Origin of the sequence: Streptosporangium oxazolinicum, from assembly GCF_039537505.1 — a bacterium.
Classification (GTDB): domain Bacteria; phylum Actinomycetota; class Actinomycetes; order Streptosporangiales; family Streptosporangiaceae; genus Streptosporangium; species Streptosporangium oxazolinicum.
On the sequence record NZ_BAABAQ010000008.1, the window covers coordinates 63,042 to 84,676 of the forward strand.

The 21,635-nt window shown below is 70.1% G+C and carries 24 protein-coding genes; 14 read left to right on the plus strand and 10 right to left on the minus strand.

The features are described from left to right. The first annotated feature begins 60 nt into the window (after positions 1 to 60). Genes ABD817_RS21640 through ABD817_RS21650 form a run of 3 tightly spaced genes read left to right on the plus strand, consistent with a single transcriptional unit; the run spans position 61 to position 2,228 of the window. The gene (locus tag ABD817_RS21640; protein ID WP_344920159.1) at positions 61 to 855 is read left to right on the plus strand and encodes a hypothetical protein; all 795 of its coding nucleotides are present in this window, start codon (positions 61 to 63) and stop codon (positions 853 to 855) included. Then, on the plus strand, positions 852 to 1,928 hold the full coding sequence (locus ABD817_RS21645) for a glycosyltransferase (protein WP_344919884.1): 1,077 nt from the start codon (positions 852 to 854) through the stop codon (positions 1,926 to 1,928). The genes ABD817_RS21640 and ABD817_RS21645 overlap by 4 nt, the downstream gene beginning before the upstream one ends. Before the next feature lie 18 nt (positions 1,929 to 1,946). After that, positions 1,947 to 2,228: a metal-sensitive transcriptional regulator gene (locus ABD817_RS21650; protein ID WP_089210077.1), complete on the plus strand. Its 282-nt coding sequence runs from the start codon at positions 1,947 to 1,949 to the stop codon at positions 2,226 to 2,228. A gap of 485 nt (positions 2,229 to 2,713) precedes the next feature. Here the strand turns inward: ABD817_RS21650 and ABD817_RS21655 are convergent, their stop codons facing one another. Together ABD817_RS21655 and ABD817_RS21660 are read right to left on the minus strand one after the other, a co-directional pair. Continuing rightward, entirely contained in the window at positions 2,714 to 4,057 is a 1,344-nt protein-coding gene (locus ABD817_RS21655; protein ID WP_344919885.1) for a hypothetical protein, read from the minus strand. 238 nt (positions 4,058 to 4,295) lie between these two features. Beyond that, a complete protein-coding gene (locus ABD817_RS21660; protein ID WP_344919886.1) occupies positions 4,296 to 4,838 on the minus strand; it encodes a gamma carbonic anhydrase family protein in 543 nt (180 codons plus the stop codon). A gap of 140 nt (positions 4,839 to 4,978) precedes the next feature. Between ABD817_RS21660 and ABD817_RS21665 the strand changes: the two genes are divergently transcribed. Continuing rightward, positions 4,979 to 6,313 carry a DivIVA domain-containing protein gene (locus tag ABD817_RS21665; protein WP_344919887.1) on the plus strand — a complete coding sequence of 445 codons (1,335 nt, stop codon included), beginning with the start codon at positions 4,979 to 4,981 and terminating at the stop codon, positions 6,311 to 6,313. Positions 6,314 to 6,492: 179 nt separating this feature from the next. On the opposite strand, the gene ABD817_RS21670 is transcribed toward ABD817_RS21665, so the two are convergent. The 5 genes from ABD817_RS21670 to ABD817_RS21690 form a co-directional block, all read right to left on the minus strand. Beyond that, complete coding sequence (locus ABD817_RS21670) at positions 6,493 to 6,723, minus strand: hypothetical protein (protein WP_344919888.1); 231 nt, start codon at positions 6,721 to 6,723, stop codon at positions 6,493 to 6,495. Between the two features lie 126 nt (positions 6,724 to 6,849). Further along, positions 6,850 to 7,602, minus strand: coding sequence for a GntR family transcriptional regulator (locus ABD817_RS21675; protein ID WP_344919889.1), 753 nt, complete (start codon positions 7,600 to 7,602; stop codon positions 6,850 to 6,852). Positions 7,603 to 7,752: 150 nt separating this feature from the next. After that, on the minus strand, positions 7,753 to 8,295 hold the full coding sequence (locus ABD817_RS21680) for a VanZ family protein (protein ID WP_344919890.1): 543 nt from the start codon (positions 8,293 to 8,295) through the stop codon (positions 7,753 to 7,755). A 271-nt stretch (positions 8,296 to 8,566) separates the two neighbouring features. Next, positions 8,567 to 9,280, minus strand: coding sequence for a dienelactone hydrolase family protein (locus tag ABD817_RS21685; protein WP_344919891.1), 714 nt, complete (start codon positions 9,278 to 9,280; stop codon positions 8,567 to 8,569). Positions 9,281 to 9,446: 166 nt separating this feature from the next. Further along, the gene (locus tag ABD817_RS21690; RefSeq protein WP_344919892.1) at positions 9,447 to 10,205 is read right to left on the minus strand and encodes an IclR family transcriptional regulator; all 759 of its coding nucleotides are present in this window, start codon (positions 10,203 to 10,205) and stop codon (positions 9,447 to 9,449) included. 191 nt (positions 10,206 to 10,396) lie between these two features. Here ABD817_RS21690 and kynU point away from each other — a divergent pair, with 191 nt between their 5' ends. Next, positions 10,397 to 11,629: a kynureninase gene (gene kynU, locus ABD817_RS21695; RefSeq protein WP_344919893.1), complete on the plus strand. Its 1,233-nt coding sequence runs from the start codon at positions 10,397 to 10,399 to the stop codon at positions 11,627 to 11,629. 16 nt (positions 11,630 to 11,645) lie between these two features. Here the strand turns inward: kynU and ABD817_RS21700 are convergent, their stop codons facing one another. Further along, complete coding sequence (locus tag ABD817_RS21700; RefSeq protein ID WP_344919894.1) at positions 11,646 to 12,503, minus strand: hypothetical protein; 858 nt, start codon at positions 12,501 to 12,503, stop codon at positions 11,646 to 11,648. A gap of 152 nt (positions 12,504 to 12,655) precedes the next feature. Continuing rightward, on the minus strand, positions 12,656 to 13,075 hold the full coding sequence (locus ABD817_RS21705; protein WP_344919895.1) for an MmcQ/YjbR family DNA-binding protein: 420 nt from the start codon (positions 13,073 to 13,075) through the stop codon (positions 12,656 to 12,658). Between the two features lie 433 nt (positions 13,076 to 13,508). Here ABD817_RS21705 and ABD817_RS21710 point away from each other — a divergent pair, with 433 nt between their 5' ends. The 6 genes from ABD817_RS21710 (at position 13,509) to ABD817_RS21735 (ending at position 19,567) form a co-directional block, all read left to right on the plus strand. Further along, the gene (locus tag ABD817_RS21710) at positions 13,509 to 14,321 is read left to right on the plus strand and encodes a class I SAM-dependent methyltransferase (protein WP_344919896.1); all 813 of its coding nucleotides are present in this window, start codon (positions 13,509 to 13,511) and stop codon (positions 14,319 to 14,321) included. A 198-nt stretch (positions 14,322 to 14,519) separates the two neighbouring features. Further along, positions 14,520 to 15,647: a YihY/virulence factor BrkB family protein gene (locus ABD817_RS21715; protein WP_344919897.1), complete on the plus strand. Its 1,128-nt coding sequence runs from the start codon at positions 14,520 to 14,522 to the stop codon at positions 15,645 to 15,647. A gap of 220 nt (positions 15,648 to 15,867) precedes the next feature. Continuing rightward, positions 15,868 to 18,219, plus strand: coding sequence for a sensor histidine kinase (locus tag ABD817_RS21720; protein WP_344919898.1), 2,352 nt, complete (start codon positions 15,868 to 15,870; stop codon positions 18,217 to 18,219). Beyond that, positions 18,200 to 18,625 (plus strand): roadblock/LC7 domain-containing protein, encoded by a 426-nt coding sequence (locus ABD817_RS21725; protein WP_344919899.1) that lies wholly within the window; start codon positions 18,200 to 18,202, stop codon positions 18,623 to 18,625. Before ABD817_RS21720 ends, ABD817_RS21725 begins: the two co-directional genes overlap by 20 nt. Positions 18,626 to 18,645: 20 nt before the next feature. After that, on the plus strand, positions 18,646 to 18,972 hold the full coding sequence (locus tag ABD817_RS21730; protein WP_344919900.1) for a DUF742 domain-containing protein: 327 nt from the start codon (positions 18,646 to 18,648) through the stop codon (positions 18,970 to 18,972). A 13-nt stretch (positions 18,973 to 18,985) separates the two neighbouring features. Next, complete coding sequence (locus ABD817_RS21735) at positions 18,986 to 19,567, plus strand: GTP-binding protein (protein ID WP_344919901.1); 582 nt, start codon at positions 18,986 to 18,988, stop codon at positions 19,565 to 19,567. 409 nt (positions 19,568 to 19,976) lie between these two features. Here ABD817_RS21735 and ABD817_RS21740 read toward each other — a convergent pair whose 3' ends face one another. Next, the gene (locus ABD817_RS21740; protein WP_344919902.1) at positions 19,977 to 20,294 is read right to left on the minus strand and encodes a hypothetical protein; all 318 of its coding nucleotides are present in this window, start codon (positions 20,292 to 20,294) and stop codon (positions 19,977 to 19,979) included. An 89-nt stretch (positions 20,295 to 20,383) separates the two neighbouring features. On the opposite strand from ABD817_RS21740, the gene ABD817_RS21745 reads away from it, so the two are divergent. From ABD817_RS21745 to ABD817_RS21755, 3 genes are all read left to right on the plus strand, one after another. Next, on the plus strand, positions 20,384 to 20,722 hold the full coding sequence (locus ABD817_RS21745) for a hypothetical protein (RefSeq protein ID WP_344919903.1): 339 nt from the start codon (positions 20,384 to 20,386) through the stop codon (positions 20,720 to 20,722). 260 nt (positions 20,723 to 20,982) lie between these two features. After that, entirely contained in the window at positions 20,983 to 21,201 is a 219-nt protein-coding gene (locus ABD817_RS21750; RefSeq protein WP_344919904.1) for a hypothetical protein, read from the plus strand. Positions 21,202 to 21,246: 45 nt separating this feature from the next. After that, entirely contained in the window at positions 21,247 to 21,624 is a 378-nt protein-coding gene (locus tag ABD817_RS21755; RefSeq protein ID WP_344919905.1) for a hypothetical protein, read from the plus strand. Positions 21,625 to 21,635: the final 11 nt, after the last annotated feature.

Below are 21,635 nucleotides of genomic sequence, written 5' to 3' on the forward strand. Positions count from 1 at the left end.
CGGGAAAATCACGGTAACCTCAACGTCGCGTAGCTCATTCAACGGGGAGGGGGCTTGACGATGCCCGTCGTCGTCAGCGATGCCGAGGTTACCCTGGCCGATGTTCTCTCACTTCGGCTGGCCGTCGACGAGCCTTTCGCCGACGGCACCGAACTGGTCCTGCGTAACCGGACCACCTCGGTCGAGAGCCGGGTGCCGCTGGGCACTCCGGACGTACGGACGCGCGAGGCGGAGCTGGCGGTCTCGCTCGCGCCGCTCGAACTCGGTCCCGGCCGCTGGGACACCTACCTGCAACAGGGCACGGCGCGCACGCGGCTGCGCAGTGTCGATCCCGGATTCTCCCTCGACCACCTCGACGCGTACGCGCTGAGCCGCCGCACGCTGGCCTATCGCGCCTACCGGACCCGCAACGGCTTCCTCGCCCTGAAGGTCGACGACGCCCGGCCGGCGGCGGAGGTCCGTTCCGTCTGGTTCAGGGAGGGGCGTTTCGAGGTCACCGGGCTGCTCGCCTTCACCGGCCTCGACGACGACGAGGAGCGGCACGAGGCGAGGCTCGCCCTGCGCCGCAGCCGGCCCGACGCCGAGCTGACCTCCGTTGCAACGGTCCAGGGTGTGCGCTTCCACGCGGCGCTCTCGCTGTGCGACGTGCTCGCCGCCGCCCCCGACCAGACCGGCACCTGGGAACCCTCGCTGGAGGTGCGCGGCGTGGCCACACCGCTCCGGCTGGGCTCCCGGCTGGACGACGTCGACGGCAAGCGCCGCCGCCTGCACTATCCCGCGGCGCAGATCGACGGGGTGCCGATCCGGCCCTGCTACACGGCGGACGACGAGCTCAGGATCGAGGTCGGCGGGTGAGGATCTGCCTGCTCACCCCCTCTGTCTACGGCATGCGCGGTGACGTCCGCTCGATCGTCAACCTCGCGGGAGAGCTGGCGAAACGTCACGAGGTCGAGATCATCAGCGTCCGCCGCCACCGGGAGAAACCGTTCTTCCCGGTGGCGTCCGGTGTGACGCTCTCCTGGGTGGTCGACGCCCTGCCGGGGGTCAGACACCTGCTGCCGAGGGGCCAGATGCGCACCGAGGTCGCCCTCTGGCGGCGGCTGCGCGCGCTGCGGGCCGACGTGCTCGTCAGCACCCGGCCCGGCCTGGGCGTCCAGGCGGCCAGGCACGTGCCGCGCGACGTCACGCGGATCGCCCGCGAGTGGGGCCGGCCGCCGGTGCCGGGGCCGATCAGGAAGTTCTACCCGCGTCTGGACGCGGTCGTCACCGCCACCGAGACGGGCCGGCAGGAGTGGGACCACCTGCTGGACGGGAACGTGCCGGTCAGCGTGATCCCGGACGCGCTGCCCGCCGGGCCGTGGCCGCGCTCGCGGATGGACAACCGCATCGTCGCCGCGGGCGGGCGCCTGGTGCCGGGGAAGGCCCACGAGCGGCTGATCCGCGCGTTCGCCGTCGTCGCGGGCAAGCGTCCCGACTGGCGGCTGCGCCTGTACGGCGGAGGCACGGAGGAGAAGCGCCTGCGCGCCCTGGTCGGCGACCTCGACCTGCACAACCACGTCTACTTCATGGGGACGACCTCCGACCTGACCGGCGAATTCGCCAAGGCGTCGATCGTGGCGACGACCTCCAGGGCGGAGGTGCTCGGGATGACCGTGATCGAGGCGATGGCCAGCGGGGTGCCGGTGATCGCGTTCGACAGCCCCCGGGGGCCGGGCGAGTTCGTGGCCGACGGGCGGAGCGGGGTCCTGGTCGCCGAGGGGGACGGCGAGATCGAGGCGTACGCGTCCGCGCTGCTCGCGCTCATCGACGACGAGCGGCGGCGCCGGGAGCTCGCCGCGGGCGCCCTGGAGGTCGCGGCGGGTCACGGCGCGTCCTCGGTGGCCGAACGCTGGGAGAAACTGATCGTGGCCACGTCTCGCCGTGCCTGACACCGGTACCGTTGGGACATGCATGGGTACAGCGGTGACAAGCAGGCTTATCTGACCCGGTTACGACGCATCGAGGGGCAGATCAGGGGCCTGCAGCGGATGGTCGAAGAGGATGCCTACTGCATCGACGTGCTGACCCAGGTCTCGGCCGCCACCCGGGCGCTCCAGGCGGTGGCGCTCGGCCTGCTGGAGGACCACATCGGGCACTGCGTCGCCGACGCGATCAACACCGGGGGGCCGGAGGCGGAGGAGAAGGTCAAGGAGGCGTCGGCCGCGATCGCCCGTCTCGTCCGCTCGTGACTAGTCACATGACTATTTTTTCCGACCACGTCCCGGACCCCGTTGGAGGGTCCGGGACCAGGTCTTGGAAACGGTTCTTCCCGAGGCTTCAGCAAACAGCCGAAGCGCTCAATCCGAGCGCGTTGTCGAGCTCCACCAAGGTGAGGGGCCGTTCGCTGATCGCGACGGCGGACAGCACCTCGGCATAGAGCGCGATCTCGTCCAACGCGACACGGTCGTGGACCCTAGAGTCCAGGTCGTCGTGCCCCACCGCGTCGTCCTTCCTTCCGCAGCCCACACCCACTTCGAGGTTACGGCGGGCGGTCATCGGTGCCCATGGCCCATCGGGACCATTCCTCGCCCCGCCCGGCACATCCTCAAGGAGGATCATTTCCCGTTTAGGAGATCACAATTCAGCTAATTGTCTGATGCGTAGGGGCCTAGAAGGATATAGGGAGAGTAAGGATGAAATAACTAAATTTGTGGTTTAAGCATACTGGCGTGTGTCAGAAGTGACGGGGATGAGTTCCCGATACCGGCGGGACGGGGTCGTCGCGCTCATGCGTCAGCCGGTGCACGACCGCCGAGGCCGTCGCGAACCCGCGCTCCGGGATGTCGGTTCCGGTGAGGCGGCACCACGCGAGCCCGGTGGCGTAGGCGGCGCCGAGCAGGGCCGCCGCCGAGGCGCGGTTCGGCGGGTGCAGCGCCGAGGGCAGCTCGCCCGAGCGCGGCCAGCACCCCCGCAGCGGGTGCGAGGCGTCGGTGAGCACCACGTGGAGGATGTGCCGCAGCTCGGGGTCCAGCCACGGATAGAGGCCGTCGGCCGCCCTGGGCGCGACGCCCGACAGGTCGGCGGCGAGCAGCGAGGCGGCCACCGCCCGGGGGTCCGCGCCCATCGGGGCGAGGAAGCCCAACGCCTGGACCAGGTCGTAGAGCGCGTGCTGGAAGTGCTCGCCGGGCGAGGTGTCGGGCAGCGTCGCGTGGGGCGGGCAGCGCGAGAGCCACGCGTCGCGTACGGCGTCGTCGCCCCGGTGGGCCACGACGGGATCCTGGCAGTTCCGGCGGAGCAACGGCTCGACCATGGACAGCAGGGCGTCGGCCTTCGGCCTGAACCTCGGGTCCTCGCGCACCACGGCGGCGGTGTCGGCCATCAGCGCGACCAGCCGCAGGCCCGCCTCGGGGTGCCCGGCCCTGACCCGCTCGCCGTACAGCGCGACCAGGTCGCCCAGCGAGGTGGGCGGCAGCCAGCGGACCCACTCGTCGCCGGGCAGCGGGCGGGCCAGGAACTCCCCGAACATCGACAGCAGCACCTCGTTGCCGTCGAAGGCGGGGGCGTAGGCGCACCACATGAGCGTGCCCCAGATCGCGGCGACGGGACTGGCCACCTCCCCGGCGAAGAGCCCGGCGAACGGCCCGGTGATCGGGAAGTCCTCCCTGCGCCTGCCGCGCTGGGCGATCACCAGCTCGCGGACCCTCTCGGTGATCTTGTACGGCACGTCGGGGCCGACGAACCCCTGGATCGACCCCCGGTCGGCGACGAGGTCGGCTCCGGTCGGCACCAGGTGCGGCATGATCATCGAGGTGACGTGGACCACGTGCGCCGCGGCGCGGAAGTCCCGGTCGGCGGGAGGCGCGGTCAGGTACCAGCGGCCGTCGGCGGGATCCTGGCGGTACCACCGGGCGTGGGCGCCGAACAGCCAGCGTCCGCCGTCCGGGGTGGCCAGCGTGCGCTGCGCGATGGCCTGGGCGCGCGCGAGCGGCGGTAGCGTCACCCAGCGGTGGTCGGCGACCATGGTCCGCACGTCGTTCTCGATGGCGTCGAACCCGTCCCACTGCCACATGCCGGTCATCGGCATTCCGGGGCGGGGCCCCTGGCCTGCGCCACGGGCGGGATGCCCCTGCCTCCCTTCGGTCAAGGTCGTGCCAGGCCCCGCGATCCCCCGATCGGGCCTTGCACGATCGTAAGGCCCTCCCCGCCACCGCGCCGGGGGAGCATGCGCGGTGGCCCGGGGCCGGGCCATCCGGGCGTCCGGAACGTTTGGATCTTCAGGTGCTCAGCTGTTTGGTCGCCGAGGTGGTCCGAGTCGCTCAGGCAGGTGGGAGGGGGGTCGCGGCCCGGTGGCGGGCCGCCTTGGCGATATAGCCGGCCGGTGTACGGGCGAACGAGGCGCGGTCGTCGTCCGTGAGCTCACGGACGATCTTCCCGGGAACGCCCGCGACGAGCACCCCCGCCGGGATCCGCTTCCCCGGCGCGACCAGGGCACCCGCCGCGATCAGCGACCCCGCGCCGATCCTGGCGCCGCCCAGCACGATCGCGCCGATGCCGACGAGCGCGCCGGTCTCCACGTGGGCCCCGTGCACCATGGCCTTGTGTCCGAGGCTCACCCGGGGCTCCAGCACGGCCGGCTCGCCCGGGTCCGAGTGCAGGCAGCACAGGTCCTGGATGTTGCACTCCTCCCCGACCTCGATGTCCTCGTCGTCGCCGCGCAGGACCGAGCCGTACCAGACGTTCGCGGCACGGCCCACCCGTACCCTCCCGACGACCACCGCTCCGGGGGCGATGTAGGCGTCCGGGTGGATCCGAGGGACGGCGTCGCCGTCGAGGGCGGCGATGTAGGGAGTGGCGTTCATGAGGACGATGGTACGAGGGGGCGATCTGTCTGGTATTTCCCCAAGCAGGTGGCGCGTTCCGGTTGCGGACTTGGGCAGTAAGCAGGAAAGTCGTCTCCTGACGTCTCCTTTCCCGCCACACAACCTCCACGGGCAGTGCCATGACAAACCAGCACGAGAGCTTTCCCGACCTGATGCATGAGGACTCGTTCGAGGTCGTCATGCGCGGCTACAGCCGTCGTCAGGTTCACGACTACATGGACCGCCACCGCCACCAGATCCGCGACCTGGAGGAGCGTCTCGGGCGCGCGATCGACCAGGCCGAGCAGGGCCGGATCGAGCTCGCCGAGGCCCGCAGAAGGCTTTCCGACGCCCCACAGGACTACGACGAACTCGGCCAGCGGCTCAGCCAGATCCTGAAACTGGGCGAGGAGGAGGCCACCTCCAAGAAGCAGGTCGCCGAGGCAGAGGCGATCAAGCTCCGCGACGACGCGGCCATCGAGGCCGAGCGGCTGATCACCTCCGCGCGGGATCGGGCCGAGGGCATCCTGAACGCCGCGCAGCAGGAGGCCGAGCGCCGGGTGGCCGAGGCCACCTCCGCCGCCGAGCAGATGCTCTCCCAGGCGGGCAACGACGCCGAGGAGACGCTCAACGCGGCCCGTGCCGAGTCCGAGGAGACGCTGCGCGGCGCCCGCACCGAGGCCGACCGGATGGTCACCTCGGCGAGGAACGAGGCGGAGCGGACGGTGCAGGAGGCCCGCGCCGAGGCCGACTCCACGCTGAGCGCCGCCCGTTCCGAGGCGGAGGCGACCGTCCTGGCCGCCAACACCGACGCGCACTCCACCGTGTCGACGGCCCAGCAGCGCGCCGCCGCCCTGGACGAGACCACCGGCCGCCGGGTCGTCTACCTCACCGACACCCACCACGAGGTCATGCGCCGCCTGCACGAGATGGGCGCCGTTCTGGGCGACCTGCTCCACCGCGAGGGCGCGGCCGGGCCCCTGATCGACGAGGGCTCCATACTGCCCCCGGCCCGCGTCCAGCCCGCGCTGGCGGCCCCCGCCCCCGCCCTCGCCACCGTTCCCGATCCCGCCCCCTCCGACTCCGACTCCGACTCCGACTCCGGCCCCGCCTCCGCCGAGGCTCCCGGCGACGTCCAGGGCGCGCCCGGCGCGGCGGACGCCGCCGCGCCCGACGGCGCCGAGGCGTCGTCGGGACAGAGCGGGCACGCCCGGCACGCCGAAGCCGAGGACGAGGACGACCCCGAGGGCGTACGGGACACCGGGTTCGACGACTCGTCCGACCTGGAGTCCGTACGGGTGATCGTGGACGACGACGCCCCCGCCGGGAGCGCGGCCGAGCGGAGCGGCCGGGACGACGACCGTTCCGACGAGGTGCGTGTCGAGGTGTACGACGACACCGCCGCCGACCTCGGCCGGGCCACGGGAAAGGCCGATGAGGACGAGGAGAAGTACGCCACCCCCAGGAGGAAGTAGGAGACCCCGCCCCCGGAGACCGTGAAGCGGGTTCGCGCGGCCGTGGAGACGTCGCGCGTCACGGTGGTGGCCGGAGGTCAAGCGGAAGCCCCCGCCCCCGATAGGGTCGGGGGCTTCCGCGATTGGGGGCCCGGCGCCGGGACCGCATCGGATCCGCTCACCCCGGCACCGGGCGGTCTTCAGGTGTCCGTCCCGGGCGTCGTGCCGCCGGAACGTTCCCGCTGGTCGAGTAGCTGCTCACGCAGCCCTTCCGGATCGTCCGCGTCGATGGTCATCGCGCAGCCGACGTCACGCTGGGCGGAGGTCAGCGGGTGGTGGCGGGTCGCCCACCACCTGCCCGCGTCGCTCCGCCAGATCGTCCAGTCGGGGAACTCCCGGGCGATTTCAGCGAGATGTCGGTCGAAAGACATCTGTGCACCTTCCCCGCGCCCAGGCCCGTCTTTGCGACGTTCCACCTCTGACGGTGAGGCACTTCTCTAGAGAAATCAATGATCGCGGGGGACAGGTCAACCTATCGGTTGACGGATGGTCTTGATCTATGAGTCGAAGTCGTACTGAAGTACGTAAGAGGCGGCATCGAGGATCATCTCGTTGACCTCGACGGCGACGCCGTCGGCGGTGCGGGCGACCCGGGCGATCACGATGACCGGGGTGCCCGCGGGCAGGTCAAGCTGGACGGTCTCGTGGGGGTGGGGCATGCGGGCCCGGATCTCCTCGGTGAAGTGCGCCGGGGCGTGGCCGAGCTCGCCGAGGCGCGCGTAGACGCCTCCCGGGCCCGTGTCCTCTCTCGTGATCGCGGTTCCGTCCACCAGGGCGGCGGGGAAATGGGAGACCGACAGCTGCACCGGCCGCTCGTCCACCGAGTAGCGCCGCCTGCGGACCCACACCTCGGGACTGCCCAGCACCCGGGCCACGGCGTCGTCGGCCGTCTCCCGGTCGATGTCCACCTCGTCCACGGTGTAGGGGCGATCCCTGGTGTCGGAGTCCCAGATGGCCTCGCCGCGTTCCCACCGGTCGCGGGAGAGCCGCCGGGAGCCGTGCCGCCTGATGGGGTGGAACTGCCTGACATACACCCCCGAGCCGCGTTTGGGGATGGCCAGTCCTTCGTTGATTAGTACGGACAGTGCCTGCCTGGCGGTGGCACGGGCTATGCCGTGCCTCGCCATCAGGGCGTTCTCGCCCGGAAGCCGATCCCCGTCTCGGAGCTCGCCGGACAGGATCGCTTCGCGAAGCCCGTCGGCGATGCGCCGATAGATCGGGGGCTCGGGAGGTACCGGGGACTGCTGCACGTTCGATCACCCTCTGTCACCAACCGGGTTTGGCGTCTCCAGAGAACTTGCCCCGCCTTGTCCACGATCGCACAGATACGGAGGTTGGTATCGTGCTTCTTTTGGGAGGATCGTGCCCATGTGGCGATCTTCAAGAGTTATCCCGGTCCGTTACTGTGGAACGGTCCCGACCGGTATTCGGGTGGCCCACCATCGGCGCGTGACGAGGGCGGCCAGCACGGCCCCCGCCGCGTTGACGATCACGTCGTCGACGGAGCTCACCCGCCCCAGACGCAGGGCGTACTGGAGGGCTTCCACGGTGAGCGACGCCCCGGCCGCCACGGCCGCGATCCGGGGGAGTGAGGCGAACCGCGCCGAACGGACGGGGAGCGTGGCCCCGAGCGCGGCGAAGACCAGAAGGTTCCCTCCGACCTGCACGAACGCCGCCTGTCCCGGCCCGTGAAGGGTCGCCCACAGGTCCGCGAAAGGGATGAGACTGACGCCTGAGATCCCCGCCCCGGGGGTGAGGATCATCCAGATCCAGGGCGCGGTCCCGGCCACCGCGACCACGTCGGCCAGGGCGGTGCGCGCGGGGAGGGGGTGACCGGCGCGGGCGCGGCGGAGGGCCAGTAGACGGACGGCCAGAACGACTACGGGGACCGCCACCAAGGCCGCCAGAACGACGTTCCCCCACTGCTGCCACGCCTGGTGCATGAGGTGAATGATGTGGTGCGCGGAACCCCGCCGGGCGGCTTTCGAGGTTACGGGAAGGTGACTTCCAGGCAAGGGTCGTTCGCACCGCCGCGAGCGGAGGAGGGGCAACCCCTGGGCATCCGCCCCGGCCTCCGGGGGCTCCCGGGCGAAGCCTCGCCACCACGGACCGCCACGGACCGCCACGAAGCGCTGCCGCGCGTGCGGAGGGCGAGAGCCGGGGAAGAGTGGACGCCTCAGGCAGGGCGGGCCGGGAGCGGGCGAGCGAGGCGTCTCAGGGCAGGGTGGTCGGGGCGAGGTTGCGTCCGAGGAAGTGCACGGCCCGGTCCCAGGCGGCCCGCGCGGCCTCCGGATCGTGGAACCGCGGGGCCTCGTGGTTGTGGAAGGCGTGCCCGGCCGCCTCGGCGACGTACACCTCGACGTTCGAATGCCCGGCCGCGGCCTTCTCCACCACGGAGACCCGTTCCCGTGGGATGTAGGGGTCGGATCCGCCGAACACGAGCAGCAGCGGGCAGGTGATCTTCTCCATCATGCCCGCGGCGTCGGGCACGGCGGATCCGTAGAACGACAGGACCGCGTCCACCTCGACCGTGGCCGCGAGGAGGTAGCCGATCGAGCCTCCCAGGCAGAATCCGATCACCCCGGCCCCGCCCTCCGCCTCGGGCAGCCCGCGCAGGTGCGCCAGGGCCACGGCCGAGTCGGCCACCCCGTGGGGGACGTCGAACCTGGAGCCCATCTCGATCGACAGGGCCGTCCCGGCCTCGTCGTGAGCGGACACCCAGTTGGGCCGCAGCCGCCAGAACAGGTCGGGGGCACCGACGACGTACCCGAGCGCGGCCAGGTCCTCGGCGACCCTCCTGATGTACGGCCCGACCCCGTAGATCTCCTGGATCAGCAGGACGACCGGGCCCCGGCCGCTCGGGGGCAGCCACAGGTGCAGGTCGAACGAGCCGTCGGCGACGGTGACCGTCTCGGTGCGAGCTTCCACGGGATCCTCCTGCTGACTGCTGACTGCTGACTGCTGACTGCTGACTGCTGACTGCTGGCGCGGCGACCGCTGACGTGGCGAGTGCCGACGTACGACAACGAACGAGCAGTGAATCGCATACCCGTCGTACGCGGACAGATGTGCGAGCAAGCGTAAGGCTCGCCCGTCAGATGGTCCTGGCCAGGGCGCGGGAGACGCCCAGGGCGGCGGCCTTGACGGCCGGGGCGAGCCGGGTGGGCTGGAAACGGGCCAGCGGCACCGAGACGGACAGCGCGGCCACGGCCACGCCGTCGCCGAACACCGGGGCCGCGACGCAGGCACCGCCCAGCTGGGCCTCCTCCCGCTCGTAGGCCAGCCCCGCCGCCTGGATCTGGCCGATGACCTCCTCCAGGCGCCGGGGGTCGACGATCGAGTGCGGGGTCAACCGGCGCAGCGGGTGGCCGAGGATCTCGTCGATCAGGTCGGGCCCGGAGTAGGCGAGCAGGGCCTTGCCGATCCCGGTGCAGGTGAGCGGGAGGCGTCCGCCGACGCGCGAGGGCAGGGCGAAGGTCTCCCGGCCGTGGATCCTCTCGACGTAGACGACGTCGAGGCCGTCGCGCACGCCGAGATGGACGGTCTCGTGGGTCGCCTCGTAGAGGTCGTGCATGAAGGGCAGCGCCGCGTGTCTCAGATCGCGCTCCAGGGGCACGATGCTCCCCAGTTCGAAGAGGCGGCGGCCGAGATAGTAGCCGTCCGGGCGGCGGGTGACCGCGCCGATCGCGGTCAGTTCGGTGAGCAGCCGGAAGGCGGTGGTCTTGGGCAGGCGGCAGCGCTCGGCGACGTCGGTCAGGCGCAGCGGGCCTCCCGTGGGACGGAACGCGTCGAGTACGAGCCAGGATTTCTCCAGCACGGACAACCGGTCGGGGTTCCGTTTCACGGAACGCATTCTTGCCGATGAGCCATTCACGGCTCTACCCCATAGCGCCCCATAGCGACCCGTGGCGCCGCGCCGGTGAACCGAGCCCGCCGCCTCGGAGTGCTTCTCGGTCATTGGCCCACTTTCAGGCCAAAAGTTGTTATATCCGGCGTTAGAGGCATGATGGGGGGACTGTCAGGCACCTAACCGGGAGGCGACCCTTGGCCATCAGCCGTGCGGAGTGCGTGGCGCTCGACGCCGCCGACCCCCTCAAGCGGATCAGGGACGAGTTCGTCCTGCCCGACGGGACGATCTACCTGGTCGGCAACTCCCTCGGCGCCCCGCCGAAGACCGCGGCGGCCGCGGTGACGCGGACCGTGGAACAGGAGTGGGGAGGCCGCCTGGTCGGCGCCTGGAACGCCTCCGGCTGGTTCGACCTGCCGCTGACCACGGGCGACCGGCTCGCCCCGCTGATCGGCGCGGGCCCCGGCCAGGTGGTGGTGGGCGACAGCACCTCGATCTCCATCGTCAAGACCGTGTCCGCCGCCCTGGGCCTGCGTCCCGGGCGCCGGGTCGTCATCTCGGACCTGGCCAACTTCCCCACCGACCGCTATGTGGTCGAGGGGCTGGCCGAGGCGCTGGACGGCTACGAGGTCCGCGACGTCACCGGCGTCGAGAACCTCGCCGACGCCCTCTCCGACGACGTCGCGTGTGTGCTGCTGTCGGAGGTGGACTACCGGACCGGGGCCCGCCACGACACGGCGTCGATCACCGCGCTGGTCCAGGCGGCGGGCGCGCTGATGATCTGGGACCTGTGTCACAGCGCCGGCGCCTACCAGGTGGACGTCTCGGCGGCCGACTTCGCGGTCGGCTGCACCTACAAGTATCTGAACGGCGGCCCGGGATCCCCGGCCTTCGTCTACGCCCACCCGCGCCACCAGGCCGAGGCGCGTCCCCTGCTGACCGGCTGGCACGGCCACGCGGCGCCGTTCGCGTTCGAGCCCGGCTTCCGTCCCGCCGACGGCATCCGGCGCTTCACCGTGAGCACCCCGCACGTGATGTCCTTCGCCCCGCTCAACGCCTCGCTCGACATCTGGGAGCGCGTCGACCTGGCCGCCGTACGGGCCAAGAGCGTGGCGTTGACCTCGATCTTCATCGAGCTCGTCGAGGAGCTCTGCGCGCCGTACGGGCTGGAACTGGTCTCGCCCCGCGACCCGGAGCGCCGGGGCAGCCAGGTCAGCTTCGGCCATCCCGACGGCTACCCGGTCATGCGCGCCCTGATCGACCGTGGCGTCCACGGCGACTTCCGCGCTCCCGATGTCCTCAGGTTCGGGTTCGCGCCGCTCTACATCCGCTTCGTGGACGCCTACGACGCGGCCGTGACCCTGGCCGAGGTGCTGGAGAAGGAACACTGGCGCGACGAGCGCTACGGCGACCGCCTCACCGTCACCTGAGGGGACTCGCCGTTCGCTAGCGCCTGCTCAGCCGGCGTCCCTTGTACATCGGGTGATCGGTCTCCCAGTATCTCCAGCCCTCCACCCGCGCGGGGACGCTGGCCACTCCGGCGGCGATCTTGCGCGCCCGGCAGCTGGAGACCTCGCGCCACGCGGAGAAGCCCACCCGGTAGCCGAAAACGCGGTACCACATGTTGCCGTACTTGCCGTCGGTGATCTCCTGTTCGTATTGGTGTCCCGTCTCGACGATGTATTCCTCGGCGAGCAACGGGTTCACCATGTTTCGCAGCTGGCGAATCAATTCGCCCCTGTCGATCTCGCCGATTCTTTCCCTTTCTATTTCCATCTCGGCGTACACGCGGTGCTGCCGGGTGACCGAAACCGTCATGGTGCCGCCGGGGCCGTCGATGAAGCGCGTACGGGGAACGAAGAAATTCCTCGGTCTGAAGGAGTGGAATCTGAAGAAGGACCTCGGCTTGCATTTCTTGCGCGCCTGCTCCAGAAGCGAATGGCGGCCGTCGTCGTCATCGTCGTCGGGGCCGAAGTCGGTGCCCGTACCGGTGTCGGTGGCGAGGTCGTCGGGGCCGTCCGTACCGTTACCGGTATCCGTGCCGCTGTCGGCGTCCGTGTCGGTGTCGCCGGGGGAGGAGGCGGTGGAGGTGCTGGTCGACGTGACGGAGGAGTTCGAGTCGGGGGGTGGGTCGCCGAGCGCGGACGCGGTGGCGGGTGAGGGAACGGCGGAGGAGACGGCGACCACAAGGGCCACGGAAAGGGCTCCGGTCAGGACCAGCATCGCCGATGCTTTCGTCGACCGGCGCCCCTTCTGTCGTTTACGCATGGTTGCGGCACTTATTTGAGGATTGGGAGTGAGCATGGAAACACCATTCCCTTCGAGACGTGATCCGTGGCCGCGACCAATCCGCTGATGCGCCGGGCCGCCCAGCGTGACAGTGATGATGCTTACAGTCGCGATTGGGGGCCATGTGGTGACACGCCGAGACCCAGCCCACCGAATAGGAAGGGGGTCTAGAGTGGCTGCCCGCCGGTGTGCGTCGTCTCGTCGTCGTTCCGCGAGGGCGCGTCGAGCCCGGCGACGAGCCTCTTGGGGGCGACGGCGCGGTAGCTCTCCTCGACCCAGTCGAGGAGCGTCTCGGTCTCCGGGGGCGCGCCCGCGCCCGTCAGGGGAATCGACACCCAGCCCGCCCGGCCCAGCCCGTAGCCGGACGGCTTGGCGCCCTCGACCGCCAGCGCGTGGCCGTTCGACTCGGGCAGCTTCACCCCGATGCTCGGGCTCGATCTCTCGGTCGGCTCGTCGACGCCGAGGAAGAGGAAGATCTTCTTGTTGACCTTGACGACCGTGTCGCCCCAGGGGTGGTCCTCGTAGGATTCCGGCAGGCGCAGCGCGAACTCGCGCAGCGTCTCGCGGACCTCACGCCAGTTGTCCATGGCGCCCATTGTGAACCTCGGCACCGACGATTTCGGCCGGATCCGACGGGGGCGGTCCGGTTCCGGAGCGGTCCGTCCCGGGCGCCCGGATCGGCGCGGGACCCCTGGTCGGCACGGGACCCCCGGTCGGCACGGGCGTCCGGGCCGCTTCGCCGCGTGGATCCGCTCGATGCCGCCGGTCTTCCCCGCGGCGCCGGTCTTTCCCGCGGCGCCGGTCTTTCCCGCGGCGTCGTCCACCGGGCTCGGGCTGTCGGGGGGTCGTTGGGCCCTGCAGTGTTGTTCGTCTATCGAACATAGGTTCTTTATCCGGACATAATGTATCTAGGGGGATACGTTCTCCAGAGAAGATGGCCGGGTCCGGCCGCAGACCTGTCACTTTCCGTGGCGCCCTACTTACCATGCGGGCGAACCAGCCGCTCTTGGAAGGGTGCAGATGACCGGGCAGAACTCAGCGACCGCGTCCGACTACGTCTTCGACAACGACGGGGACCACTCGTCCGACCAGCATCGCTACCTCGCCCAGCTTCTCGACCCGCTGACGTTCGAGCGTCTCGCCCTCACCGGCGTCGGGCCCGGCTGGAACTGCCTGGAGGTCGGGGCGGGCGGGGGCAGCGTGGCCCTCTGGCTCGCCGAGAGGGTGGCGCCGGGCGGGCGCGTGCTGGCGACCGACATCAAGCCCGGTCTGATCCCGTCCAGGCCGGGGCTGACCGTGGCCCGCCACGACGTCGTCACCGACCCGCTGCCGGAGGGCGCGTTCGACCTGATCCACGCCCGGCTCGTGCTCAGCCACCTCCCGCAGCGCCGTCAGGTCCTGAGCCGCCTGCGCGCCGCGCTGCGGCCCGGCGGCTGGCTGCAGCTCGACGAGATCGACATCACCCGCTGGGTGGCGCCGCCCCCCTCCGGCGGGCGTGCGGGGGAGGTGTACCGGGCCTACGTCACGGCGACGGCCCGGGTGCTGGGTGCGGCGGGCAGCGATCCGACCTGGGGGGGCTCCGCCGCGCGGGACGTGGCGGCGGCGGGACTCGTCGACGTCGACCAGGCGCGCTGGACCGAGGTGTGGGAGCGCGGTTCCGCCGGGCTGGGCCTCCTGATCAGCAACAGCCACCACCTGGAGGACCAGCTGGTGGCGGCGGGGATGACGTTCAGGCAGCTCCGGGAGGTCCGGGAGGTCATGTCGGCTCCGGGTTTCAGCGCCCCCTCCTTCGAGATCCACTCGATCCTCGCCCGCAGGGCCGGTGACGACTGAGCGAGCCGCGCGGGTGGCGGCCGGGTGTCCCTGACAGCCGGGGCTTCGGGACACCTGGCCCCTGTGTGCGGCAGGCGAACGTCCCGTGCGGGCGGCGGCGGCCGGGCGTCTCGCGGGATCCGTGACGACGGGGACGGACCTTACGGATGAGGCGCCCCGGTTGTGATAGGCGGGCGAGCTGGGGGTAGAGGCCGTGGCATGACGGTCACGGGTCTCACCACGCGGATCTCCGAGACGTGGACACGTGCTCGCCATCGCCACGGCTGGCTGGACCATCTGGTACGCGCCGTGGTGCGCTACGACGAGGTGGACGCCGGGCGGCTCTCCGCTGCGCTCACCTATTACTCGTTCTTCGCCGTGTTCGCGCTGGGACTGCTCGGCTTCGCCATCATCGGGCAGTTCCTCGACGACCCCAAGGTGCTGAACACCGTTCAGGGCTACCTCTCGGAGAACTTCCCCCGCCTGGACGTACCGGCACTGCAGAGCGCGAGGGCCACGGCCGGGGCGATCGCCTTCGTCGGGCTGCCCCTCACCGGGCTGTTCTGGATGGACGCCCTGCGCTCGGCGATCAGGGCCATCTGGCGGATCGAGGAGTATCCGGGCCGCTTCATGATGCGCCAGGTCATCGACCTGGGGGTGATGGCGGGTCTGGGACTGCTGCTGTCCGCCTCGCTCGCGGGGGCCTTCGTCGCGGAGGCGGTGCTGAACTGGCTGTTCATGCACACGGTGGGTGTCGACGACACGGTGTCGCGGTGGCTGCTCTCGGCCGCCGCGTTCGTGATCGGACTGGCCGTCAACACCCTGCTGGCGATCGCCCTGCTCTGCGCCCCGCCGCGCCTGCGACTCTCGTTTCGCCGGGTCATCTGGCCCGCCCTGCTCATCACCGCGGGCCTGGAGGTCCTCAAGTCCCTGGGCCAGGTCTATCTGGAGATGACCGTGGGCAACCCCGCCTACCACGTCGTCGCCGGTGCCGTCGGGATGCTCGTCTTCCTCAAGATCCTCAACCAGCTGATCCTCCTCGCGGCGGCGCTCACCGCCACCGGCGAGGGCACCATGATCGACCTCGCCGCCCGCCGCGACCGCTCCGACGCCGAGCGCGAGGGATCCCGGGCCGCGAAGGCCGGCTCCCCGAAGAAGGATGACTCCCCGAAGGACGGCTCCCCGAAGGAGGACCTCCCGAGGGATGGCTCCCCAGCGGGGGATGACCGCCCCCGGGTGACCGGACACCGGATGACCGGCCGCCGATCGGCGGCGGATGGTGACGGAATAATTTCATTCAGTGGCGACGGCGGGGAGACGGCCGCTCGCCGACGGCACCCGGTGTGAGCTGCGCGATCGTCCGAAACCCCGGTTTTCACGGGGAAGAAGCCGCCTCATTCACCGCGAACATTGATACTCAATCTTCGCTCTGGTGGCTTGAAGCTCGATATGTCCCATGGGCATAGTGTGTCGAATCACACACGCACCAGTCGCGGCGTGCGATCGTGGGGCCCGCTCTGCCCGCGGTCGTCGGCCACGCGCAGGAACCGCGGATTGGACAAGTCGAATGAGTTCCCCCCCTCCGATCCGCTCGAAGATCCTCCGGATCCTGCTCCTGCCCGTGCTCGCGCTGATCGTCCTCTGGGTGTTCATCGCCTACTCGACCATCGCGCAGGTCGCCGGCATCGCCCAGACCCAGAACCGCTGGCAGGTGATCGGGGCGCCGATACGGCAGCTGATCGTCGAGATCCAGCGGGAGCGTCAGCTCTCCGCGGAGGCGGCCGGTGCGACCGCCCAGAACAGGATGCTCTCCGACCAGCGGCGGGTCACGAACAGCAAACTGGACCTGGTGCGCCAGGCGGTCGCGTCCGCCGCGGCCTACGAGCCCGGCAACGCCCCGACGGACGTGCGGGCGCTGGTGGCCGCGATGGATGGGCTCATCCAGGTGCGTACCTTCGCCGACAGCGGTGCGATCACCCCCATCCAGGTGACCGACGGCTACAACGAGTTCATCAGCGTCGCCAACCGGCAGTTCGGCGACATCACCGCGATCGCCAACCTGTCGTCCTTCCGCCACGTCCGCGGCATGGGCGCCTACAGCACCACCGGCGAGTTCGCGGCGAGGGAACACGCCGTGCTCACCGCCGCGATGAAGCGTGGCGAGATGACGCCCGCCGAGCACGCCGCCTTCGTCTCGGCGATGACCAGCCGGAGAAACTACCTGGTCTACGCGGAGCGGGACATGAGTGTCGACCTGCGGGCGGAGTACGAAACGTTCGTGCAGAACCCCGCCTACCTGCGGTTCAAGGCCAACGAGGACAGGATCTTCTCGTGGAACCTCATCGGCAAGCCGCCGCTGGACGCCGCCGAGTGGAAGCGTGACGCCCAGGCCGTTCTCACCGCCGTCAGCAAGCAGAGCGCGCAGGAACTGGTCAACGCCACGGCGAGGGGCGACGAGCTCAGGAACGACGCCTACCTGCGGGTCGGGCTGATTCTGGGTCTGGGCCTGCTCGCGATCATCATCTCGATCGCGGCCTCCTACCGGTTCGGCCGCTCCCTGATCGCCGAGCTGAAGCGGCTCCAGGCGTCGGCCGTGGAACTGGCCGAGGAGAGGTTGCCCCGGCTGGTCGAGCGGTTGCGCAGGGGCGACGACGTGGACCCGGAGACCGAGGCCCCCGAACTGGCCCCCGCGAGAACCGCCGAGGTCGACCGCGTCGTGCACGCCTTCTCCGCCGTGCGGCGTACCGCGGTGGAGGCGGCGGTCGGCCAGGCGACGCTCCGCAAGGGCGTCGGCATGGTCTTCCTGAACCTCGCCTGGCGCAACCAGGCGCTGCTCCACCGCCAGCTCACGCTCCTCGACACGATGGAGCGCCGCGTCGAGGAGCCGGAGATCCTGGAGGACCTCTTCAAGCTCGACCACCTGACCACCCGCATGCGGCGGCACGCGGAGAACCTGATCATCCTGTCCGACGCGGCCCCGGCCCGCAGGTGGCGCGACCCGGTGCCGGTCTTCGACGTGGTGCGCAGCGCCGTCCTGGAGGTCGAGGACTACACCCGCGTCACCGTGCTTCCCATGCCGCACGCGCCGCTGCTGGTCGGTGCCGCGGTTACCGACGTGATCCACCTGGTCGCCGAGCTGGTGGAGAACGCCACCACCTTCTCGCCGCCGAACACCGTGGTCCACGTACGGAGCATGATCGCGGCCAACGGCTTCGCACTGGAGGTCGAGGACCGGGGCCTGGGCCTGAGCCAGGCCAACCTCGACGAGCTCAACGCCAAACTCGCCGACCCGCCGGAGTTCGACCTGGCGGACAGCGACAGGCTCGGCCTGTTCGTCGTGGCCAGGCTCGCCGCCCGGCACGGGATCAAGGTCGTGCTGCGCCCCTCGCCGTACGACGGCACCACCGCGATCGTGTTGCTGCCGCAGGGCCTGCTCGCCACCTGCGAGGCGCTGGCCGCCGAGGCCGCGCCGAAGCGGGCGCGGCAGGGCGGCGCGCACGCGGGCGGGCCGGTACGGGCACTGAGCGCGGCACCGGAGGACTGGCCCAGGGTTCTCTCCGGCACGCCGGACCACGTGGTGGTCCGCGCTCCCGAGACCACGTCGAGCTGGTTCCCCACCCAGGAGCGGCGCGAGGCCCCCACCCCTGCGATGCCCGTGCGGCGGGCCGTCTCCGTACCGGACGTCGACGACGACCTGGACGGGCTGCCGATGCGGGTACGGCAGGCTAATCTGGCCCCTCAGCTCCGACAGACACGTTCCCCCGAGCAGCGCGACCTCACCGCGCGAACTCCCGAGGAGCTCTCAAACCTCATGTCCTCCATGCAGCGGGGCTGGCAGCAGGGACGCAGCCAGGTCGAGCAGGAACTGGACGTGTGGAAGCGAAAGGATGGCCACTCCGATGCCCGACCCCAGATCTGAACTGAGCTGGTTGCTCGATGACCTGACCCAGCGGGTCACCGGTATCCGGCACGCCATCGTGCTGTCCGCCGACGGCCTGGCGATGGGCGGTTCCCGGGAGCTGACCCGCGAGGACGCCGAGCACCTGTCCGCCATCTCGGCGGGAAGCCACAGCCTCGCGCTGGGCGCGGGACGGCACTTCGGCCTCGGCGGCGTGCGGCAGACCATCATCGAGATGGAGGGTGGCTTCCTGTTCGTCACCGCGGCGGGGCAGGGGGCTCGGCTGGCCGTACTGGCCGCGGGCGACGCCGAACTGGGTATGGTGACCTACGAGATGGCGCTGCTGGTCAAGCGTGTCGGCGAGCACCTGTCCGCGCAGCCGAGGGGAGCTGCCCCAGCGCCCGCCTGGAACGGTGCCAAGACGTGACGGGAGAGGATCCCGGGCCCTTGGTCAGGCTCTTCGGGGTGACCGGCGGCCGGGCGCGCCCGGTCGGGGAGAGCTTCGACCTGGTGGCCATCGTCGCGACCGCCGAGATGCCCTTCGAGCCGGTCGGGCTGATGCCCGAGCATCTCGACGTGCTGTCCCTGTGCCGCAGGCCCACCCCCGTGGCGGACGTCGCCGCGCACCTCAAGTTGCCACTGAACATCACCCGCGTACTCCTCAGCGAGCTGCGACGCGAGGGCCTGGTCACCATCGACAGGCCCCGGCCGATGGGGAAGACGATCGACGAACGCATCTACAGGGAAGTGCTGCATGGAATACGCGGCCTTTGAGCCTGAGCCGGGGATGACCCCGGTCGACACCCCGGCCATGGCCATCAAGATCCTTGTCGCCGGTGGTTTCGGGGTCGGCAAGACGACCATGGTCGGCACGATCAGCGAGATCAGACCTCTGCACACCGAGGAACTGCTGAGCGAACGCGGCATCTACGTGGACGACACCGCGGGCGTGGAGTCCAAGATCACCACAACCGTCGCGCTGGACTTCGGCCGGATCACCATCCGCGACGGGCTCTGGCTCTACCTGTTCGGCACCCCGGGCCAGGACAGGTTCTGGTTCATGTGGGACGAGCTGTCCGTCGGCGCCCTCGGCGCGGTCGTCCTCGCCGACACCCGCCGCCTCCAGGACTGCTTCCCCGCCGTGGACTACTTCGAGCAGCGCGGGCTCCCGTTCGTCGTGGCGGTCAACTGCTTCGACGGCGCGCGACGGCACGACCCGATCAAGGTGCGGCGGGCGCTGGGCCTGGACGGCGTGGCCCCGATCATCCTCTGTGACGTACGCAGGCGCGACTCGGTGAAGGAGGTGCTCACCACGCTGGTCACCTACTCGGCGGGTGGCGCCTTCCAGGCGGCCCACGCGGGCGCCTGAGGCCCGAACCTCTGTGCGTACGGGGGTTCACCGGAGGGGGAGCGGCGGTGGCGGCATGCTCGTCGCCCTGGGGAATCTCCCGCGCACCGGCACCTCGACGAGCCCGAACCGGCCTCGATTCGATTCGCCGACTCGTCGAAGGTGGTCACCCGGCCCGCGGGGTGCGCATCGCCGACCACGCCCACCACGCGAACCCCCGAATGGTCGCGTGGTGGCCGAAGGGGACGCACCACCGGGCATGGCCATCGCCCTCGCCCCGGTCTCAGGCGATGGCCATGCCTAGCACCACTTCGCCGCGCACCGTTCTGCCCTCGATGCGCCGAGCGGACCGAACCGAATTGTTCGCCCGGTTGCCGCCCGACTGAGTGAAGACTATGGATGGGTCGCATATTTTCCATATAGCCGTCGTTCAGCCGCGATTCGGCACCGCTTTGATCCGGGATCGGAAGACAGCGGGATCGTCGCCGACGGCGAGAAAATCGCTTCCGCCGGTGGCGACGAGGCGGGCGAACGTGAGGTGCCGGGAGGCCGGGGCCGCCTGAGGTGGGAGCCCCGCTTCGATCTTCCCGTACGGCTTTCCCGCGATCCGCGACAGGCCGAGTTTCCGGTCAGGTCCGTCTTGACCTGCGGATTCATTTGTCCAAAAGTCCAAACGGCGACCTTGGATGAAGATCCCTTGCTTGGCCGACGAGCCGGATGCCACCATGACGGACGTCCCGAAATCCACCCAACCGGGATATCTCCGGACGCGACACGGCGCTTTTCCGGATCGTGAAGCGTCATAATCCATCTACATTTTCACGGGGGAAATCAAAGATGAACAAGGTAATTCGTTCGCTGACCGTCACAGCGGGTGCCGTTGCCGCGCTGCTGTCCTTCGGCGGCGCCGCCCAGGCCTCGGCGGGCACGTCCGCGCTCCTGGCCGCGAAGGTGTCCTGCAACGCCCCCGGAACCGGCAACACCACCGTTTGGGGCAACTGCAAGAACACCGGCACCACGGCCGGTAAGGCAACCCTGGTGTACTGGTGCGTCAACGCTATCGGCGGCGGCTCGAAGCAGTACAGCACCACGAAGAGCGTCCCGGCCGGCAAGACGGTCAAGTTCGTGGGCGAGTGCACCTTCGAGGCCCGCAACCCCTATTTCAAGATCGGCTGATCACCCCCGATCCCGCAGGACGTTCCCGTCACGGCGACGCCCTGCCCTCCTGATTCACGAATGTGGGAGCGCCACCACCCCTGGGGTGGTGGCGCTCCCGTGCCCGTACGGATGGTGCGCCCTCCCGGGAGCCGCTGCTGGGCGCGGGCCGTAGACACCGCTCGCGTCCTTTTCGCTGTTTTCCCTGGTCACCCAACACCGTCCGAGTACGAGCGGAGGAAAGAAGGTCCGAGTCACGATCACCGTGGACCCCGACGTCGTTGACGTATGCCGAACACCTGGTGTCCAGCGGCAAGGCACTCAGCGTGGCCGCCGTCTTCAACGACGCCATCGCCGCCAAGCGCATCACCGACCAGCGGGCGCTCGCCCTCCTACGGGACCGAGCCCGCAGGGCCGCCCCGGACCGGATAGCCCGCATGATGCGGCACGTGAACCGCCAGCTCACCAAGCAGGGTTTCCCGGCCGCGTCCGGTGAGTGACTTCACCCCCGCCCCGCACATCCTCGACTCCACCATCCTGTTGATGTGGCCTGCGGTGACGTTAACCTGATCGGCTTCCTACAGGACTTCGATCGGGCGGGCCAATCCCTGGTCATCTCGTCGCTCACGGCCGTCGGTGCCCTGCTCGACAGTCAGGGCCTGCCCGACACGCAAGCGCTGTTCATCGGCCTGCCCGCTTTTGAACGCACCACCGTCGCTCCACTCGACCGCATCCATCAAGCGGCGAAACTCGCTGACATCATATCGGCCACCGGGCTCAACGCGTGGGATGCGCACGTTGCCGCCATCGCTGACGTGGCGGTATGCCCGATTCTCACGCTCGACGCTTCCAGGTGGACGCAGCTGTCCCGTGCCCTGGACAACCCGCCATACATCATTGAGATCGCCGACCCGGAGCAATAGCAAAAGAGATC

Excerpts from the sequence above, each read along its gene's own strand:
- ABD817_RS21640 (WP_344920159.1), top strand. The coding sequence starts at position 61 with ATGCCCGTCGTCGTCAGCGATGCCGAGGTTACCCTGGCCGATGTTCTC.
- ABD817_RS21650 (WP_089210077.1), top strand. The coding sequence starts at position 1,947 with ATGCATGGGTACAGCGGTGACAAGCAGGCTTATCTGACCCGGTTACGA.
- ABD817_RS21655 (WP_344919885.1), bottom strand. The coding sequence starts at position 4,057 with ATGACCGGCATGTGGCAGTGGGACGGGTTCGACGCCATCGAGAACGAC.
- ABD817_RS21660 (WP_344919886.1), bottom strand. The coding sequence starts at position 4,838 with ATGAACGCCACTCCCTACATCGCCGCCCTCGACGGCGACGCCGTCCCT.
- ABD817_RS21665 (WP_344919887.1), top strand. The coding sequence starts at position 4,979 with ATGACAAACCAGCACGAGAGCTTTCCCGACCTGATGCATGAGGACTCG.
- ABD817_RS21670 (WP_344919888.1), bottom strand. The coding sequence starts at position 6,723 with ATGTCTTTCGACCGACATCTCGCTGAAATCGCCCGGGAGTTCCCCGAC.
- ABD817_RS21680 (WP_344919890.1), bottom strand. The coding sequence starts at position 8,295 with ATGCACCAGGCGTGGCAGCAGTGGGGGAACGTCGTTCTGGCGGCCTTG.
- ABD817_RS21690 (WP_344919892.1), bottom strand. The coding sequence starts at position 10,205 with ATGCGTTCCGTGAAACGGAACCCCGACCGGTTGTCCGTGCTGGAGAAA.
- ABD817_RS21700 (WP_344919894.1), bottom strand. The coding sequence starts at position 12,503 with ATGCTCACTCCCAATCCTCAAATAAGTGCCGCAACCATGCGTAAACGA.
- ABD817_RS21705 (WP_344919895.1), bottom strand. The coding sequence starts at position 13,075 with ATGGACAACTGGCGTGAGGTCCGCGAGACGCTGCGCGAGTTCGCGCTG.
- ABD817_RS21710 (WP_344919896.1), top strand. The coding sequence starts at position 13,509 with ATGACCGGGCAGAACTCAGCGACCGCGTCCGACTACGTCTTCGACAAC.
- ABD817_RS21715 (WP_344919897.1), top strand. The coding sequence starts at position 14,520 with ATGACGGTCACGGGTCTCACCACGCGGATCTCCGAGACGTGGACACGT.
- ABD817_RS21720 (WP_344919898.1), top strand. The coding sequence starts at position 15,868 with ATGAGTTCCCCCCCTCCGATCCGCTCGAAGATCCTCCGGATCCTGCTC.
- ABD817_RS21725 (WP_344919899.1), top strand. The coding sequence starts at position 18,200 with ATGCCCGACCCCAGATCTGAACTGAGCTGGTTGCTCGATGACCTGACC.
- ABD817_RS21735 (WP_344919901.1), top strand. The coding sequence starts at position 18,986 with ATGACCCCGGTCGACACCCCGGCCATGGCCATCAAGATCCTTGTCGCC.
- ABD817_RS21745 (WP_344919903.1), top strand. The coding sequence starts at position 20,384 with ATGAACAAGGTAATTCGTTCGCTGACCGTCACAGCGGGTGCCGTTGCC.